General features: G+C 73.4%; 16 protein-coding genes and 1 pseudogene. 9 read left to right on the top strand and 8 right to left on the bottom strand.

Annotation, left to right across the window (positions count from 1 at the left end; all coding sequences use genetic code 11):
- Window positions 1–3 precede the first annotated feature (3 nt).
- The 4 genes from NI26_RS09315 to NI26_RS09300 all read right to left on the bottom strand — a co-directional run bounded on the left by NI26_RS09315 (window position 4) and on the right by NI26_RS09300 (window position 5,302).
- Window positions 4–1,326 (bottom strand): hypothetical protein, encoded by a 1,323-nt coding sequence (locus tag NI26_RS09315; protein ID WP_066654722.1) that lies wholly within the window; start codon window positions 1,324–1,326, stop codon window positions 4–6.
- Window positions 1,323–2,480: a sensor histidine kinase gene (locus tag NI26_RS09310; protein ID WP_066654721.1), complete on the bottom strand. Its 1,158-nt coding sequence runs from the start codon at window positions 2,478–2,480 to the stop codon at window positions 1,323–1,325. The genes NI26_RS09315 and NI26_RS09310 overlap by 4 nt, the downstream gene beginning before the upstream one ends.
- Before the next feature lie 186 nt (window positions 2,481–2,666).
- Window positions 2,667–3,866, bottom strand: coding sequence for a homoserine O-acetyltransferase MetX (metX, locus tag NI26_RS09305; RefSeq protein WP_066654720.1), 1,200 nt, complete (start codon window positions 3,864–3,866; stop codon window positions 2,667–2,669).
- A 104-nt stretch (window positions 3,867–3,970) separates the two neighbouring features.
- Window positions 3,971–5,302: a bifunctional o-acetylhomoserine/o-acetylserine sulfhydrylase gene (locus tag NI26_RS09300; RefSeq protein WP_066654715.1), complete on the bottom strand. Its 1,332-nt coding sequence runs from the start codon at window positions 5,300–5,302 to the stop codon at window positions 3,971–3,973.
- A 269-nt stretch (window positions 5,303–5,571) separates the two neighbouring features.
- On the opposite strand from NI26_RS09300, the pseudogene NI26_RS17280 reads away from it, so the two are divergent.
- Window positions 5,572–5,643, top strand: a pseudogene (locus NI26_RS17280) (hypothetical protein); the annotation flags it as partial.
- A gap of 31 nt (window positions 5,644–5,674) precedes the next feature.
- Entirely contained in the window at window positions 5,675–5,755 is an 81-nt protein-coding gene (locus NI26_RS17340; protein WP_251155150.1) for a DivIVA domain-containing protein, read from the top strand.
- 4 nt (window positions 5,756–5,759) lie between these two features.
- On the opposite strand, the gene NI26_RS09295 is transcribed toward NI26_RS17340, so the two are convergent.
- Complete coding sequence (locus NI26_RS09295) at window positions 5,760–6,857, bottom strand: acyltransferase family protein (protein WP_066654713.1); 1,098 nt, start codon at window positions 6,855–6,857, stop codon at window positions 5,760–5,762.
- 71 nt (window positions 6,858–6,928) lie between these two features.
- Here NI26_RS09295 and NI26_RS09290 point away from each other — a divergent pair, with 71 nt between their 5' ends.
- The 5 genes from NI26_RS09290 to NI26_RS09270 all read left to right on the top strand — a co-directional run bounded on the left by NI26_RS09290 (window position 6,929) and on the right by NI26_RS09270 (window position 10,431).
- A complete protein-coding gene (locus NI26_RS09290) occupies window positions 6,929–7,738 on the top strand; it encodes an SDR family oxidoreductase (RefSeq protein WP_066654711.1) in 810 nt (269 codons plus the stop codon).
- A 94-nt stretch (window positions 7,739–7,832) separates the two neighbouring features.
- Complete coding sequence (locus NI26_RS09285; protein ID WP_235426338.1) at window positions 7,833–8,366, top strand: phosphoribosyltransferase; 534 nt, start codon at window positions 7,833–7,835, stop codon at window positions 8,364–8,366.
- A complete protein-coding gene (locus tag NI26_RS09280; protein ID WP_081984912.1) occupies window positions 8,363–9,082 on the top strand; it encodes a Type 1 glutamine amidotransferase-like domain-containing protein in 720 nt (239 codons plus the stop codon). The genes NI26_RS09285 and NI26_RS09280 overlap by 4 nt, the downstream gene beginning before the upstream one ends.
- Before the next feature lie 5 nt (window positions 9,083–9,087).
- Window positions 9,088–9,768, top strand: coding sequence for a uracil-DNA glycosylase (locus NI26_RS09275; protein WP_081984910.1), 681 nt, complete (start codon window positions 9,088–9,090; stop codon window positions 9,766–9,768).
- A 54-nt stretch (window positions 9,769–9,822) separates the two neighbouring features.
- Window positions 9,823–10,431, top strand: a complete 609-nt coding sequence (locus NI26_RS09270; RefSeq protein WP_066654705.1) for a GNAT family N-acetyltransferase — start codon at window positions 9,823–9,825, stop codon at window positions 10,429–10,431.
- Between the two features lie 385 nt (window positions 10,432–10,816).
- Here the strand turns inward: NI26_RS09270 and NI26_RS16545 are convergent, their stop codons facing one another.
- Complete coding sequence (locus tag NI26_RS16545) at window positions 10,817–11,575, bottom strand: FadR/GntR family transcriptional regulator (protein WP_066654703.1); 759 nt, start codon at window positions 11,573–11,575, stop codon at window positions 10,817–10,819.
- A gap of 255 nt (window positions 11,576–11,830) precedes the next feature.
- Here NI26_RS16545 and NI26_RS09260 point away from each other — a divergent pair, with 255 nt between their 5' ends.
- Both NI26_RS09260 and NI26_RS09255 read left to right on the top strand, forming a co-directional pair.
- Window positions 11,831–13,396, top strand: a complete 1,566-nt coding sequence (locus tag NI26_RS09260) for a GntP family permease (RefSeq protein ID WP_235426337.1) — start codon at window positions 11,831–11,833, stop codon at window positions 13,394–13,396.
- The gene (locus NI26_RS09255; protein WP_066654701.1) at window positions 13,396–13,944 is read left to right on the top strand and encodes a gluconokinase; all 549 of its coding nucleotides are present in this window, start codon (window positions 13,396–13,398) and stop codon (window positions 13,942–13,944) included. The genes NI26_RS09260 and NI26_RS09255 overlap by 1 nt, the downstream gene beginning before the upstream one ends.
- 6 nt (window positions 13,945–13,950) lie before the next feature.
- Here the strand turns inward: NI26_RS09255 and NI26_RS09250 are convergent, their stop codons facing one another.
- A complete protein-coding gene (locus tag NI26_RS09250; RefSeq protein WP_066654700.1) occupies window positions 13,951–14,874 on the bottom strand; it encodes a L,D-transpeptidase in 924 nt (307 codons plus the stop codon).
- Window positions 14,875–14,968: 94 nt separating this feature from the next.
- Window positions 14,969–16,633 carry an ABC-F family ATP-binding cassette domain-containing protein gene (locus tag NI26_RS09245; protein ID WP_066654699.1) on the bottom strand — a complete coding sequence of 555 codons (1,665 nt, stop codon included), beginning with the start codon at window positions 16,631–16,633 and terminating at the stop codon, window positions 14,969–14,971.
- Window position 16,634: the final 1 nt, after the last annotated feature.

Here is a 16,634-nt window from a genome sequence, read left to right as displayed (position 1 = left end):
CGTCTACATCGACGGGTGTCGGTCGACGACGCAGTGCGAGACGACGCGGAGCACGCCGTCGCGGAACGACTCGGTGTACGGGCCGATGCGCTGCAGGGCACTCCACGCGGTCGGACCGAGGCGTCGGCGCGGGGTCCCGCGCGACTCGAACACGATCGGGACGTCCATGCGCTCGTCGGACACCGGGTGCCCGTCGGAGCCGATCGGACCGAGCGTGACCGAGACGACGGGGGCACCCGGCTGTGCGGGGCGACCGTCGCCGACCATCTGCCACAGGGCTTGCAGCAGGCCGTCCCGCTGGGCGGGGCCGAGGTGCCCGGCGAGGGACTGCGGATCGGCCACGCTGACGGCGCGCCCGAGGTGGTCGGACTCCGTGATCGCGTGGTACAGCCACGTCTCGCGGCGTCCCTCGATGAGGTGCAGGCGCAGCTCCGTCGCCAGCGACGCGGCGACGGAGGCCGAGGCGTCCGAGAGCGGCAGCGGGTCCGAGCCGTTCGCGACGGCGTCGAGGAGCTTCTCGGCGGCCAGGTCGAGCCGGGCGAGCTCGTCCGACGCGAGCATCCCGACGGCGAACTGCGGCGCCTGGACGTTGCTCTGCACGAGCACCCGGTCCAGCTCGCGCTGCACGAGCTGGCGGAAGCGGTGCACCACGAACAGTGCGATCGACGGCGGGACCACCACGAGCGCCAGCAGCGAGACGATGCCCGGCAGGGTCGCCGGGGTGATCGGCGTCGACACGGCCGCCATCACGGCGAACCCGAGACCGAGCACCGCGATGGCGGCGGCGACCTCGCGCGCGGGCCGGAGCGTCGCCACCGGGAGCAGGGCGAAGCCGGCGGCGACCGAGGCGCTGGCGGTGTGCGCGATGTCGTGCTCGGGGAGGATCCCGACGAAGTCGAGTGTCACGACGCACGCCAGGACGGCGCAGATCAGCGCGAACGCGGTGCCGGTGAGCCGCTCGCCGTAGGTCATCAGGCTGAGGCCGACGCCGATCGCCGCGACCAGGTACAGCGCCCAGGCGCCGGCGGGCAGCCACGGGTTCGCGTAGTCCGGCAGCCGGACCAGGAAGAAGACGATGCCGGCGACGGCCTCGATCGCGGTGAGGACCGCGGCGCCGAGGCCGAGGTAGCCGGCTCCGAGCGACGCACCGGGCTTGGCGGCCTGCCGGAGCGAACGGGCACCGGTCGAGGTCGAGGGGAGCCCGCGGGCCTGCCGTCGCTCGCTGCCCCGGTAGCGCTCGCGCGCTTCGCGTCGGGTGCGCGGTGCCGGCTGCACGGTCTCGCCCGGGAGCCCGCGGTTGATGGTGTCCTCGGGGACGCGGGTCATCGGGGAGCCTCCAGGACGACGGTGGTGCCCGATCCCGGGGCGGAGAAGAGCTTGGCGTCGCCACCGACCTCGCGGAGGCGGTTGACGACGCTCTCCTTGTAGCCGAGGCGCTCCGCGCTCACCGCGTCGAGGTCGAAGCCGACACCGGCGTCGGTCACCATCGCGCGGACGGTCTCCTGGTCGTGGACGATCGTGACGTGCGCCTCGCCGACGCCGGCGTGGCGCCGGACGTTCTCGAGGCACTCGCCGAGGGCCAGCAGGAACGCGTCGAGCACGTTCGACGGCAGCAGGACCTGACCGGTGCCGTGCCAGCTGACCTCGAGGCCCATCCGGCCGAAGCGCTGCTTGACGGACTCGAGGGTCTGGCCGAGCGGCGACTCCTCGACGCGGGTGAGCGAGTAGTCGCCGGACTGCTGGGGCTGCGGGGTCGCGCCGAGTCGCAGGTGCCGGAGGAGCCTGGCGTCCTCGGCGGCCTGCTCGCGCATCGCCTGCTCGGACACGCCGACCCCGGAGTGGGCCAGGAGCGTGAGGGTGGCGAGCACGGTGTCGTGCAGCAGTCGGGCGCCCTGGCGTCGCTGCGCCTCGGTCTCGCTCGCCTGCCGTTCCGCGCGGTGCGCCGTGCCGATGCTCTGGATGCGCCGGGCGACGCGGGGGATGCTGCGCGCGATCCACACCGAGACCACGGCGACGAGCACCCAGCCGAGCACCACACCGGCGGTCGGGCCGGAGAGCGGACCGCCCGATGCCCAGACGACGGCGCCCACGGCCGCGACTCCGGCGACGATCGTCATCGCGAGCCCGACCGGCGCGCCGCGCTGCGCCATCAGCGGGGCGGACAACGACCCGGCCGCCAGCGGCACGACGGCGCTGGCGACGACGGACCGCACGTCGGGGTCGGCACCGAGCAGCAGGAGCGCGAGGGCCCCGAGGCCCGAGGCGAGTGCGAGGGCGGTCCACCACACCGACCCGTTGGTGCCGAAGACGAGCAGCGCCGCGATGAGCACCGCGATGCAGGCGAGTGCGCCGAGCAGGGGGACCAGGGGGACCGCGAGCGAGCTGACGATGCCGACGACGGAGACCAGGGCGCAGGTGATGCCGACGACACGGGTCGTCGACCGCAGCAAGCGGTCGCGTTCCTGTGCGATGAAGTCCATCGGTGTCCTGGTGGTGACGTCGGTTCGGTCGGGTCCGGTGGTTCGCCGGACCCCGCGGGCGGGGTACCCGTCGCCATCATTCCACGCGGCCCACCCGTTGTGGGGTGTTCGGCACGCGGACGTGGACAGATCGGTCCGCGGGTGCGCCGGGCGCGCCGCGCCCGTACCGCGCCCGTACCGGGCCGTTCAGTCGAGCAGCCGTCGCAGGTGCGCCCCGACCGCCTCGTGCTCGATGAGGAAGCCGTCGTGTCCGAACTCGCTGTCGAGCACCGCGGCCCGGCCCCCGTCCAGTGTGTCGGGGATCCCCGCCGCGATCCGGTGCTGGTCCTCGAGCGGGAACAGGCGGTCGCTCGACACCCCGACGACCAGCGTCCTGGCGGTCACCGCCGCGAGCGCCGCCGTCACCCCGCCGCGCCCGGCCCCGACGTCGTGCGAGTCCATCGCGTGCGTGAGCGCGACGTACGACGAGGCGTCGAACCGCCGGGTGAACCGGTTGCCGTGGAAGTCGAGGTAGCTCTCGACCGAGAACCGACCGTCGTCGCCGAGCGGGGAGACGTCGCTCTGCCACGACCGCGCGAACCGCCCGTTGAGCTCGTCCGGCGCGCGGTAGGTCATCAGTGCCATCCGCCGCGCGAGCGACAGCCCGCGGTGCGGTCCCTCGCCGACCGCCGCCTCGAAGTAGTCACCACCGGCGTACGCGGGGTCGGTCTGGATCGCGGCACGCTGCAGCGAGTTCGCGGCGATCTGGTCCGCCGTGGTCTGGGCGGTCGACGCCAGGACCGCGAGCCGGGCGACCCGGGAGGGGTGCGCCACCGCGAACTCGAGCGCGTGCATGCCGCCCATCGAGCCGCCGACGACGGCGGCGAAGACGTCGATGCCGAGCGCGTCGGCGAGCTGCACCTGGACCGCGACCTGGTCGCGGACGGTCACGAACGGGAAGCGTGACCCCCACTCGACGCCGTCCGGCGCCACCGAGGACGGGCCGGTCGTGCCCTGGCACCCGCCCAGCATGTTCGAGGCGACGACGAACCACCGGTCGGTGTCGATCGCCAGGCCCGGTCCGACGACGTCGCCCCACCAGCCCGCCGTGCGGTGCCCGGGTCCGGCCGGACCGGTGACGTGCGAGTCGCCGGTCATGGCGTGCAGGAGCAGCACCGCGTTGCTGCGCGCGGCGTCCAGCTCGCCCCACGTCTCGTAGGCCACCCGCACCGACGGGATCCGTCCGCCGCGCACCCACTGCTCGCCGAGCGCGGCGAACCGCCGGGAGCCGGGGTGGTCGCCGGGACGCCAGGCGCCGGTCACGGGCGGCTTGCCGAGCGTCCCGAGCTCGGTCCCGGGCACGAGGGTGGACGGGACCGAGTCCTCGGGGATCGTCTGCCAGTCCATCGTGTCCAGTCTGCCGGGAGGCACGCCCCACCTCCGCCGTGTTACGTCATGCCCGGCGCGTCACCGGCGCGTGCTCCGCGAGGGGTACGGGCCGGGCCGGGGCGCTACGCCCGCTGGCCCTCCTGCGAGACGGCCCGCGCCGCCGCGAGCCCCGCCTCGAGGTCCGCACGGAGGTCCTCGACGTTCTCGATGCCGACCGAGAGCCGCACCAGGCCCGGGGTGACCCCGGTGGTGAGCTGCTGCTCGGGCGTGAGCTGCGAGTGCGTCGTCGACGCCGGGTGGATGACGAGGGAGCGCACGTCGCCGATGTTCGCCAGGTGCGAGAACAGCCGCAGCTCGTCGACGAACGCCTTGCCGGCCGGCACCCCGCCCTTGAGCTCGAACGACAGCACGGCACCGACACCGCGCGGCGCGTACCGGTTCGCCGCCGCGTACCAGGGCGACGTCGGCAGCCCGGCGTACGACACGGAGGCCACCTCCGGGTGCCGGTCGAGCCACTCCGCGATCTCCTGGGCGTTCGCCACGTGCCGCTCCATGCGCAGCGACAGCGTCTCGATGCCCTGGAGCAGCGCGAACGCCGTGTCCGCCGAGTTCGACGCGCCGAGGTCGCGGAGCAGCTGCACCCGGGCCTTCACGACGTAGGCGAGCTCGTTGCCGACCGCCTGCGCGAACACCGCGCCGTGGTACGAGGGATCGGGGGAGTTGAACTCCGGGAAGCGGTCGGCGTGCTCCGACCAGGCGAACCGTCCGCCGTCGACGATCACGCCGCCGATGACGGTGCCGTGGCCGCCGAGGAACTTCGTCGCCGAGTGCACCACGATGTCGGCACCGTGCTCGAACGGCCGGATGAGGAACGGCGTCGCGATCGTGTTGTCGACGATGAGCGGCAGGCCGGACTCGTGCGCGACGCTGCTGACGCCCGCGATGTCGAGCACGTTGATCCGCGGGTTGCCGATCGTCTCGGCGAAGAAGAGCTTCGTGTTGGGGCGGACGGCGCGACGCCACTCCTCGAGGTCGTCCTGGTCCTCGACGAACGTCGTCTCGATGCCGAGCTTCGCCAGCGTGTACTTGAACAGGTTGTACGTGCCGCCGTAGATCGACGACGACGAGACGATGTGGTCACCGGCCCCCGCGATGTTCAGCACGGCGTACGTCTCGGCCGCCTGACCGCTCGACACCAGCAGCGCGCCCGTACCGCCCTCGAGCGCGGCGATGCGCTGCTCGACGACGTCGTTCGTCGGGTTCATGATCCGCGAGTAGATGTTGCCCGGTTGCGCCAGCGCGAACAGGTCGCGGGCGTGGTCCGAGTTCTCGAACACGTACGACGTCGTCCTGTAGATCGGCGTGGCCCGTGCGCCGGTGGTCGGGTCCGGCTGCGCGCCGGCGTGGACCTGCGTCGTCTCGAACCGCCAGGCGGCTGCGTCGTTCGTGCTCATCGGGGCTCCTGTCGGGTTCGGTCCGTCATGGCGTCGCCGCGGACGACCGGGAGGCCCGGGGCGTCGTCGCGACGTCCGTCACGCTACGCAGGTGGCGGGGCGGGCACCAGCGGGGCCGCCTCGCAACGTAACGCGCGTGCGCGGCGCGCGTCCGTGGAGCCGACGCGACCAGCCGAGGGACGGGAGCGGCGCGGTGCGGTGCGCCGTGCCTCCCGGCCGGACGCGTCGGCCCCGCCTGGCAGGATCGGACGGGACGAGAGGGGGGCGTCGTGCGCGCTCAGGACGTGGCGGACAAGAAGTTCCAGCCGACGGTGTTCCGGAACGGGTACTCGCAGGACGACGTGGACGACCTGGCGCTTCCGTCGGACCCGGATGAAGTCCGGGTACGACTGCGACGAGGTCGACGACTTCCTCGTCGAGGTCGTGGTCGCGCTCCGGGCACTCGCCCGCTGAGCGGTCAGTGCTCGACGGGCTCCCGGCGGAACAGCCAGTCGACGTTCGGCTCGAGCAGCCAGCGCATGCCGCGCCGCACGAACGGTTGCGCGAGGAACAGGCTCACCGCGCACGCCACGGCGACCATGAGCAGCACGTACGGCCACGCCGAGTGCTCCCCGGCCAGGACGCCGGACTCGCGGATCGGGTAGAGCACGAACGTGTGCAGCAGGTAGACGTACATGGTCGCTGCGCCGAACCGGGTGAGCCAGACCGTCCTGCGGGGCACGAGCAGCAGGAACGACGCCGTCAGCACGGTGGCGAGCAGCACCAGGCCGAGGCGGACACCGCCGGCCCACCAGGCGTCCTCGCCGAGCCCGGAGTACGAGTCGTCGTAGAAGAACCAGTGGTGCAGGTCGAAGCCCTTGAACTGCGGGATGAACAGCACGCACGCGGCCGCCCACACCGCGAAGACGACGACCGCGGCCGCGCGGAGACGGACCACGACCCGGCGGGGGGCCTCGTACCAGCGGTCGAACACCCCCCACTGCTTGACCTGCCACCCGAGCAGGAAGAACGGCAGCAGGCTGATCGCGCGTCCCAGGGAGAACGTCGAGTCGACGTTGTCGAGGTACCCGACGCCGACGCTGAGCACCACGGCCCAGACGAGCGGCCACCGCAGGATCGCCAGGTAGGGCAGGATCAGCCGGAAGATCCCCAGCGCGAGCAGGAACCACAGCGTCCAGGTCGGCTTCGTCGGGTTGAACTCCTTGCCGCCCTCGACGATCGCCTGCACCACCGTCCAGATCGTCTGCATGACGATGTACGGCACCACGATGTCCGTGAAGGTCCGCCGCATCCGCTCTGCGGTCGGGGTCGCCGCCGACGAGAAGTACCCACTGATGACGCCGAACGCGGGCATGTGGAACGCGTAGATGAAGGTGTAGAGCGCGAGGGCGTGCTCGCTGCCGGCCGTCTGCCGCTGGATCGCGTGACCGATCACGACGAGCGTGACGGCGACGAACCGAGCCGTGTCCCACATCGGGATGCGTCGCGGCGACCGGCCCGGCTCGAGCGGCGTCGCAGGAGCCGAGGGCGCGGGGGGAGCGGCGTCCGTCGTCATGGCCGGTCACGTTACCGGATCGTGACCTCGACGGGTCGGTACGGTGGTGCCGACACCCACTGGAGGAAGCCATGGCAGCACGTCCCGACACCGGTCGACCCGACACCACCGAGCGGCTCGCCGTCGTCACGGGGGCGAGCTCCGGCATCGGTGCTGCCACCGTCCGGCTGTTCCGCGAGCGCGGCTGGCAGGTGCTCGCCGTCGCCCGTCGTCAGGACCGGCTCGAGGCGCTCGCCGCGGAGACCGGGGCGTCGTTCCTGGTCGCGGACGTCACCGACGCCGACGCCGTCGCGGCGCTCGCCGCCCGGGTGGACGAGGCCGGCGGCGCGGACGTACTCGTGAACAACGCCGGCGGAGCACTCGGGTCGGCGAGCGTCGAGGAGTCCGACGTGGACGACTGGCGCGCCATGTTCGAGGTGAACGTCATCGGCACGAAGCGGGTCACCGCCGCCCTGCTGCCGCAGCTCCGGCGCCGTGCGGCCACGGCCGGGGTCGCGGACATCGTGACCGTGACGAGCACCGCGGGACACGTGGCCTACGAGAACGGCGGCGGGTACAACGCCGCCAAGTTCGCCGAGCACGCCCTGGTCGGCGCCCTGCGGCTCGAGCTGAACGGCGAGCCGCTGCGCGTGGTCGAGATCGCGCCCGGGCTCGTCAAGACCGACGAGTTCGCCCTGACGCGCTTCCGGGGCGACCGCGAGAAGGCCGAGGCGGTGTACACCGACGTGCCGGGGCCGCTCGTCGCCGAGGACGTCGCCGAGGCCGTCGTGCACGCGGTCGAGCTGCCGGCGCACGTCAACCTCGACCTGGTGACGGTGCGACCGGTCGCGCAGTCGGCACAGCACAAGCTCGCCCGCGGGCCGTTGACGCCCCGGAGCTGACACGGGGCCCGTCCGGGCCCGTGCGCCGGTCCCGGCGCGCGCGGTGTCCGGGCGCGGGTCGCGGCGGGTGGCTCCCTGCCGGTACCGTGGGCGGATGCCGATCAGCAGCGAACCCGGGCAAGCCGCGCAGGCTCCCTCGACCGTGACCGTGACGAGCGGGCCCGAGGTGCTCGGTTGGCTGGAGTTCGGTGACGCGGCGCGGCTGCTCGCCAAGGACGTCCTGTCCTCCGGCTTCGAGCCCGAGGTCGTCGTGGCGGTCGCGCGCGGCGGGCTCATCATCGCCGGCGCCGTGGCGTACGCGCTCGGCACCAAGGAGTGCGGCTCGATCAACGTCGAGTTCTACACCGACGTCGAGCAGCGTCTCGACGAGCCGGTCATCCTCTCGCCCGCCCTCGACGCGCCGAGCCTGGCGGGCAAGCGCGTCCTGGTGGTCGACGACGTCTCCGACTCCGGCCGCACCCTGCGCCTGGTGGTCGACATCATCCGGAACGCCGGCGCCGACGTGCGGAGCGCCTGCCTGTACTCGAAGCCCGGCACCGTGCTCGAGCCCGACCACGTGTGGCGTCGTGTCGACGGGTGGATCACCTTCCCGTGGAGCGCCCTCGCCCCGGTGACGGCCGAGTCGTGAGCATATACCTCGTCGGCGGGGGTCCCCTCGTCGCGGCCGACGTCGCCGCCCCGTTCCTGGCCGAGGCCGCCGCGCGTTCCGCCGCGGTCGGCCGGAGCGTGCCCCGGATCGCCCTGCTCTCCGTGACCGGCCCGTCCGGTGCCGCCCCGTCGTCGACCGCCGACATCGCCGAGGTCCTCGGTGGCGCCCGACAGGCCGAGGTCCTGGTGACCGAGGTCGCCGCGGGCGAGGGCTTCGCCACGACGGTGCTGAGCGACGTGGACGCGCTCGTGATCGGCGGCGGGGTCACCCCGGCGTACCTCGACGCGATCCAGCCCCTCGTCGACCAGATCCGGCTCCTCGTCTCCGACGGGCTGCCGTACCTCGGCTACTCCGCCGGCGCGATGGTCGCCGCAGACCGGGCGCTCGTGGGCGGGTGGCGCATCGGCGGCGTCGAGGTCTGCCCGCAGGGGTCGTCCGAGGGCCTCGACGAGGTCGAGCTCCGCGAGGGGCTCGGGCTGGTCGACCTGACGATCGACGTCCACGCCGTGCAGGCCGGCACGCTGGCCCGGCTCGTCGCGGCGGCCGAGGCGGAGTTCGTCACGGCCGGGCTCGCGATCGACGAGGACACCGCGCTGGTCGTCGGCGAGGGTGCGCTCGAGGTCCGCGGGTCGGGCAGCGTCTGGCGCGTGGTCGCCGGCGACGAGTCCGTCTCCGTCGCGACCATGGGCGCCTGACCTCTGTGCGCCCGCACCCGCTGCGCGACCTCGTCGACCCCGGGTGGGCCGAGGCCCTCGCACCGGTCGAGGCCGACGTGCACCGGATGGGCGACTGGCTCCGCGACGAAGTCGCCGCGGGTCGGCACTACCTGCCGGCCGGTGACGTCGTGCTGCGTGCCTTCACGCAGCCGTTCGACGACGTGAAGGTGCTCGTCGTCGGCCAGGACCCCTACCCGACACCCGGACACCCGATCGGGCTGTCCTTCGCCGTCGACCCGCACGTGCGACCGGTCCCGCGCAGCCTGGCGAACATCTACCGCGAGCTGCACGACGACCTCGGGGTGACGCCCCCGCCGCACGGCGACCTGCGGGCGTGGTCGGAGCAGGGCGTGCTCCTGCTCAACCGGGTGCTGACCGTCGAGGCCGGTGCCGCCGGCAGCCACCGCGGCAAGGGCTGGGAGGCCGTCACCGACCAGGCCGTCCGTGCGCTCGTCGCGCGGGGGAAGCCCCTCGTCGCCGTCCTGTGGGGCGCCCAGGCCGCGTCGGTCCGCCCGTTGCTCGGCGACACCCCGGTCGTGGCGTCGGCGCACCCGTCCCCGCTCAGCGCCTCCCGCGGGTTCTTCGGCAGCCGGCCGTTCTCGCAGGTCGACGCGCTGCTCCGCGAGCAGGGCGCCGACCCGGTCGACTGGACGCTCCCCGCCTGACCCCCCCCCGTGGTGCGATGGACCCGGGCGCATCGCAGCCCGTAGGCTCGGACCGTGCTCGAGGAGGAATACCAGCGCCGTCGTGTCCTGCCGCGACACCTGCGTGCGCCCGTGCCCGCCGAGGCGACGTTCTCGTACACGATCCGGGCCGCCGACCCGCGGGACCTGCCGGACGTGCGCGAGATCCACACGCACTACGTCCGGAACTCGTCGGTGACCTTCGACCCGTCGGCGTTCACCTTCGCCCGCTGGAAGCAGCGCTACGACGAGGTGCGCCGGCGCGGGCTGCCGTTCCTCGTCGCCGAGAACCCCTCGGGGCAGATCCTCGGCTACGCCCTGGTCGACCCCTGGAACCCCCGCGACCGGTCGAACCACGTGGTCGAGGACTCGATCTACCTCGGTGCCGCGTCGGGCGGGAAGGGTCTCGGACGGGCCCTCATGGAGGCGCTGCTCGCGGAGTGCCGTGCCGCCGGCGTCCGCGAGGTCATCGCCGTGATCGCCGACCGGCAGGCCGAGGCCTCGATCCGGCTGCACGAGCGACTCGGCTTCGAGGAGGTCGGCCGCATGGGCAAGGTCGGCTACAAGTACGACCGCTGGCTCGGCACCGTCACGATGCGGCTGCGCCTGCGCGGCCCGCGGTTGTTCGCGCGCGCCGGGCGCTGACGCGAGCGGTCCGAGGCTGCGCCGTCGAAGCGGTGTCCGACGTGCGCGAGACGCCGGCGTCGGCGCGGAGCGCCCTCGACGTGCGCGAGACGCCGCCCGGATCGCGGCGTCTCGCCATCCGTGCGGCGTCTCGAGCATCCTGCGGCCTCCTGCACGGGTGCGGGCCCGTCGGTGTCGGGCGGCGCCGGGCGGGAGGCGCGTGGCGGGGTGGCCCCGAGCCTCCCGGCTGCCCGATCCTTCCCATGACGTGTGCGATGGCTGGTCGTTCCGGGCGTCCCTGGTGCTCTGGGAACGTCAGGTACGCCCGGTTCTGCCAGGTACGCCCGGTTCTGCCAGGTACGCCCGGTACGTCAGGTACGCCCGGTTCCGCCCGGTACGCCGGGCGTCAGGCGCTCGGCGCCTCGGCGATGAACTCGTCACGGGTCACGCGCAGCAGCGCCGTGGCCGCCTCGCCGGCAGCGGCGGCGTCCCCGGCGACCACGGCGAGCGCCACCGCCTCGTGACGGACCGCGGCGTCGCGGGTCCAGCGGGAGATGGTGTCCCGCGACTCCGACGTCCGCGTCCGCAGGAGTGCCTCGACGGTGCCGGCGAAGTGCGTGAACACGGCGTTGCCCGACCCGGTCAGGAGTGCGCGGTGGAAGCGGACGTCGGCCTCGAGGTAGGCGCGACTGTCCTCCCGGCCCCAGGCGTCGAGCATGTCCCGCGCCGCGAGCAGGACCGCCTGACCGGGCGAGCCGGTGTCGCCGGTCAGCCCGGTGTCGCCGGACAGCCCGGTGTCGCCGGACGCTCCGGCGTTCCCCGCGACGAGGGCCGCTGCGACGGGTTCGACCCCGAGACGGAGCTCGAGCAGCTCCCGCTGCTGCACGAAGTACGCGGGCGAGGCGCCGCGCCACCGGATGACGGTCGGCGCCAGGAGCTCCCACGACGACACGGGGAGCACCTGCGTGCCGACCCGCTGCCGGGGCTCGACCAGGCCGAGGGACTGCAGGACGCGCAGGGCCTCGCGCACGACGGAGCGGGAGACGCCGGACTCGGATGCGACGAGCTCCGGCCGGACGACGGTGCCGGCGGGCAGCACCCCGTCGACGATGCGCTGGCCGAGGGTCTCGAGCACGTGGGCATGGAGGCCGCGGGCGGTGGTCATCGTTCCTCCGGTCGTGCTCTGCGGGACGGACGGCGCGTGACGGTCCCGTCCCTGTGACGCGGACTCCATCGAAGCGGCAGAATGCGCCGGACGGCGGGTGCCGCGCGGCGGATCGTTGTACAGTCTGATTTATCAGATTATTGGGGTGCCCGATCGGACACCCGGGGGCGGCCGCGCCGAGCGGCCGTCCGGAGCGTACGACACGCACACGAAGGCGACGGAGCCGCGAGGCAGCGGCTCCAGGAAGGGGCACAGATGCCTCACGCACCCACCGGAGGAACCGCGGCGGCCGACGCGGTGCACGGCCTCACGGTCCTGGCCGCGGAGGGCGGCGGCACGCAGACCGTCGACCCGTCCGGTCCGATCGGTCAGCTCATCGTCGCGGCGCTGCTCGGCATCGTCGTCATCATCGTGCTGATCACCTGGCTCAAGGTGCACCCGTTCGTCGCGCTGACGATCGGCGCGCTCGGGGTCGGGATCGGTGCGGGTCTGGCGCCCGACAAGACGGTCACGAGCTTCGGCACCGGCTTCGGGTCGACGATGACGAGCGTCGGCATCCTGGTGGGCCTCGGGTCGATGTTCGGTCGGATGCTCGTCGACTCCGGGGCCGCCGACCGCGTGGTCGACACCCTCGTCCGTCGCTCGTCGAAGGCCGCGCTGCCGTGGACGATGGCGCTCATCGGCGCGCTGATCGGCCTCCCGATGTTCTTCGAGGTCGGCCTGGTGCTCCTCATCCCGATCATCGTGCTGGTCGCGAAGCGCAGCGGTGTCCCGATCATGAAGATCGCGGTGCCCGCCCTGGTCGGCCTCTCCACCATGCACGCCTTCGTGCCGCCGCACCCCGGCCCGCTCGTCGCGGTCTCGACGGTCGGCGCGAACCTCGGCACGACGCTCGCGTTCGGCATCGTCCTGGCGATCCCGGTGATCGTGCTGGCCGGTCCCGTCTTCGCGCGCTTCGCGGCCCGCTGGGTCGACATCCCCGCACCGGACATGTTCGGCTCGCGCGGTTCCGGCACGTCCGGCAGCGGTGGCTCGGGGCCGTCGGACCCCGCGCACGCCGGCCGGGAGGCGCGTCGCGGCCCCGCCACGCAGGACACCGCGTCCCTGCCGAACGGCAAGAGCGACTTCACCCGCGTCATCAGCGAACCGCGCAGCCCGTCGTTCGCCGTCGCGCTCGTCGGCATCCTGCTGCCGGTCGTGCTCATGCTCGCCCAGGCGGTCCGCGAGGCGGTCGCCCCCGACGCCGCGGGCGGCTGGGTGTCGCTGCTCGACTTCCTCGGTACCCCGATGATCGCCATCGGGATCGCCACCGTCTTCGCCATGGTCTTCTTCGCGATCGGCGGCGGCATGGACCGGAGCGCCGTTGCGAAGTCCCTCGAGGACGCGCTGCCCCCGGTCGCCGGCGTGCTGCTCATCGTCGGCGCGGGCGGTGGCTTCAAGCAGGTGCTCATCGACACCGGCATCGGCGGGGTGATCGCCGACGCGGTGCAGGAGTCCGGCATCTCGGTCCTGCTCGTCGCGTGGGTGGTGTCCGCCCTCGTCCGCGTCGCCACCGGTTCCGCCACCGTCGCGACCGTCACCGCCGCCGGCATCATGGCGCCGATCGCAGCCGACCTGTCCACGCCGGAGACCTCGTTGCTCGTGCTGGCGATCGGCGCCGGGTCGGTGTTCCTGTCGCACGTCAACGATGCGGGCTTCTGGCTCGTCAAGGGCTACCTCGGCACCACGGTCGGGCAGACGTTCAAGACGTGGACGGTGCTCGAGTGCCTCATCTCGGTCATCGGTCTGGTCGGCGTGCTCATCGCGGGGGTGTTCTTCTGATGGCGGCGACCGACGACGCTCCGGTCGGCACCGACGGCACCGAGCCGCGCGTCCTCGTGGTGATGGGGGTCTCCGGCTCCGGCAAGTCGACGCTCGCCGCGACGGTCGCAGCGCGGCTCGGGTGGGAGTTCGCGGAGGGCGACGACATGCACCCGCCCGCCAACGTCGCGAAGATGGAGGAGGGCACCCCGCTCACGGACGAGGACCGCTGGCCGTGGCTCGGGACGATCGCGGAGTGGATCCGGTCGCACCTGGCCGACGACGCCCCCGGGGTCGTCACCTGCTCGGCGCTGAAGCGCTCCTACCGCGACGTGCTCCGGGCGCCCGGCGTGGTGTTCGTGCACGTCGCCGGCGACCCCGCCCTCGTCGAGCAGCGGATGTCCGCACGTGCCGGGCACTTCATGCCGACGTCGTTGCTCGCCTCGCAGCTCGCGACGCTCGAGCCGCCGCAGCCGGACGAGGCGCACCTGACCGTGTCGGCCGAGCGCTCGCCCGACGAGGAGAGCGCCGACGTCGTGGAGCGCCTGGGGCTCGCCACCGGCCGGTGACCGACGTCAGGTGAACCAGATCGCGGTCCCGACGGGCAGCTCGGCCAGCGTCTTCGTCATCGCCGCGGAGATCCGGACGCACCCGTGCGAGCTGCCGTTCGGGTCCGGGTAGTAGTGCAGGGCGGTGAGGGCCGCGTTGCCGCCGTACTGCGGGATGCGTGACGAGTGCGCCCCGGTCAGGATGATCGGGTTGCCCTGCGTGTAGATCACGCGCGCATCGACGTAGGCGGCTTCGACGTACGTCGCGGTCGCGGTGGGTGTGGGGTCGTCCGGGGTCCCCAGGCGGGCGGGCTCCGACGCCGACACCGAGTCGTCCTGGTGCACGACGGACACCGTCGACGCGGCGACGTCCACGCGGACCATCCGGTCGACCGACGCGATCGAGAAGTCCGACGCACGCGCCCACGCGAAGGTGGCGCTCGGCGCGGTCGGGTCGCCGCCGTCGCCGGGCGTGCGGTTCCGGGCGGGGGTCGACACGAGGACCATGCCGCCGTCCTCCCCGTCCGACCGGCCCCAGACGGCGGTCGCTGCGGGCGTCTCGATCGTGGAGACCGTCGAGGCGAGTGTGGCGACGGGGCGCGCATCCGCCGAGGGGGCGGCGTAGAGCGCGACGAGGCGCTGCTTCGGGGTGGCGATCTGCCACTGGTTGTCCGGTCGGACGGTGCTGCCGTCGAGGAGTTCCGGGACGACCGCGTCGTGGAACGCCAGGGGGAGTGCCGCGAGCTCGGCGTCGGACGCGGCAGCCGGGATCGCGGGCAGCGTCGGCCTCGGTGTCGGCGTCGGGGTGGCCGTCCGGGTCGGCACCGACGTCGCCCGTGCGGCGGTCGTGGCCGCCGGTCCCGGCTGCTGCACGGCCGCGCCGATCCCCACCGCGGCCAGCGTCGCTGCCGCCACCGCGGCGATCGTGATGCCCCAGGTCCTGCGTCGCATGTGTCCCCTCCCGCACCCAGTTCACCAGATCGCGGCCGTGAGCGTGTCTCAGGAGACGCTCGACGGGTCCACCACGGGCCTCCCCGCCGTCCCGTCACACCTCGGTGACGCGACCCGCCTCGACCCGCCAGCGCCGGTCCAGTCGGACGGTGTCGAGCATCCGCCGGTCGTGCGTGACGAGCAGCAGGGTGCCGTCGTAGGACTCCAGGGCCTGCTCGAGCTGTTCGATCGCAGCCAGGTCGAGGTGGTTCGTCGGCTCGTCGAGCACGAGCACGTTCACACCGCGGGCCTGCAGCAGCGCGAGGCCGGCACGAGTCCGCTCACCGGGTGAGAGCGCAGCGGACGGGCGACCGACGTGCTCCGCCTTCAGCCCGAACTTGGCGAGCAGGGTCCGGACGTCGGCGGTGGTCATCTCGGGGACGAGCTCCTCGAACGCCGCGGCGAGGGGCTGCTCGCCCGTGAACGCCGCGCGGGCCTGGTCGACCTCGCCGATCGCGACGCTGGAGCCCAGCGACGCCGAACCGCTCGTCGGCGCCGTCCTGCCGAGCAGGGCGCGGAGCAGGGTCGACTTGCCGGCGCCGTTCGGGCCGGTGATGCCGATCCGGTCGCCACCGGAGACCTGCAGCGACACCGGCCCGAGGGTGAAGTCGCCCTGCTCGTAGACGGCGTCGGACAGCGTGGCGACGACGGCCGAGGACCGCGGGGCACTGCCGATGGTGAAGGCGAGCTGCCACTCCTTGCGGGGCTCCTCGACCTCGTCGAGCCGGGCGATGCGTGACTCCATCTGCCGGACCTTCTGCGCCTGCTTCTCGCTCGACTCGCTCGCCGCCCGGCGGCGGATCTTGTCGTTGTCGGGGTTCTTCTTCATCGCGTTCCGCACGCCCTGGCTCGACCACTCGCGCTGCGTCCGTGCGCGTGAGACCAGGTCGGCCTTCGTCGCGGCGTACTCGTCGTACGCGTCGCGCTTGTGCTGCCGGGCGATCTCGCGTTCCTCGAGGTACGCCTCGTAGCCGCCGCCGAACAGCCGGTGCGACGACTGCGCCAGGTCGAGCTCGAGCACGGCGGTCACCGATCGGGCGAGGAACTCGCGGTCGTGGCTGACCATGACGGCACCGCCGCGCAGCCCCCGGACGAACTGCTCGAGTCGGTCGAGCCCGTCCAGGTCGAGGTCGTTCGTCGGCTCGTCGAGCAGCACGACGTCGAAGCGGGAGAGCAGCAGGGCGGCCAGGCCGACCCGGGCGGTCTGTCCGCCGGACAGCGCGGTCATCAGCGAGTCCGGGCCGACGCCGGAGCCGTCCGGGGTCGCCTCCAGCCCGAGCTCGGCGAGCACGACGGGCAGCCGCTCCTCGAGGTCGGCGGCACCGGACGCCAGCCAGCGTTCCAGCGCGGTGGAGTACCGGTCGGCCGCCGCGTCGCCGCCGTCCGGGTCGCCCAGGGCCTCGGCAGCACGGTCCATGTCGGCCGTGGCGTCGGCGCAGCCCGTGCGCCGGGCGACGTACGCCGCGACCGACTCTCCGGTGATGCGCTCGTGCTCCTGGGGGAGCCAGCCGACGAAGGCGTCCGGCGGGTTCGTCGACACCGTCCCGGCGAGGGGCTCGTCGACGCCGGCGAGGAGGCGGAGGAGCGTGGACTTGCCCGCCCCGTTCACACCGACCAGGCCGATCACGTCACCCGGGGCGACGGTGAGGTCGAGGCCCTCGAAGAGCGTGCGGGCGGCGTACCCGCCGGCGAGGTCCTTGGCGACGAGCGTGGCGGTCATC

Source organism: Curtobacterium sp. MR_MD2014 (assembly GCF_000772085.1).
Classification (GTDB): domain Bacteria; phylum Actinomycetota; class Actinomycetes; order Actinomycetales; family Microbacteriaceae; genus Curtobacterium.
This window is presented reverse-complemented; position numbering and strand designations above follow the sequence as displayed.

Bases quoted from the DNA above. Each gene is read 5' to 3' on its own strand.
- NI26_RS09290 (WP_066654711.1), top strand. From the start codon at position 6,929: ATGGCAGCACGTCCCGACACCGGTCGACCCGACACCACCGAGCGGCTC.
- NI26_RS09245 (WP_066654699.1), bottom strand. From the start codon at position 16,633: ATGACCGCCACGCTCGTCGCCAAGGACCTCGCCGGCGGGTACGCCGCC.
- NI26_RS17340 (WP_251155150.1), top strand. From the start codon at position 5,675: ATGAAGTCCGGGTACGACTGCGACGAGGTCGACGACTTCCTCGTCGAG.
- NI26_RS09285 (WP_235426338.1), top strand. From the start codon at position 7,833: ATGCCGATCAGCAGCGAACCCGGGCAAGCCGCGCAGGCTCCCTCGACC.
- NI26_RS09255 (WP_066654701.1), top strand. From the start codon at position 13,396: ATGGCGGCGACCGACGACGCTCCGGTCGGCACCGACGGCACCGAGCCG.
- NI26_RS16545 (WP_066654703.1), bottom strand. From the start codon at position 11,575: ATGACCACCGCCCGCGGCCTCCATGCCCACGTGCTCGAGACCCTCGGC.
- metX (WP_066654720.1), bottom strand. From the start codon at position 3,866: ATGGACTGGCAGACGATCCCCGAGGACTCGGTCCCGTCCACCCTCGTG.
- NI26_RS09300 (WP_066654715.1), bottom strand. From the start codon at position 5,302: ATGAGCACGAACGACGCAGCCGCCTGGCGGTTCGAGACGACGCAGGTC.
- NI26_RS09260 (WP_235426337.1), top strand. From the start codon at position 11,831: ATGCCTCACGCACCCACCGGAGGAACCGCGGCGGCCGACGCGGTGCAC.
- NI26_RS09295 (WP_066654713.1), bottom strand. From the start codon at position 6,857: ATGACGACGGACGCCGCTCCCCCCGCGCCCTCGGCTCCTGCGACGCCG.
- NI26_RS09315 (WP_066654722.1), bottom strand. From the start codon at position 1,326: ATGACCCGCGTCCCCGAGGACACCATCAACCGCGGGCTCCCGGGCGAG.
- NI26_RS09310 (WP_066654721.1), bottom strand. From the start codon at position 2,480: ATGGACTTCATCGCACAGGAACGCGACCGCTTGCTGCGGTCGACGACC.
- NI26_RS09250 (WP_066654700.1), bottom strand. From the start codon at position 14,874: ATGCGACGCAGGACCTGGGGCATCACGATCGCCGCGGTGGCGGCAGCG.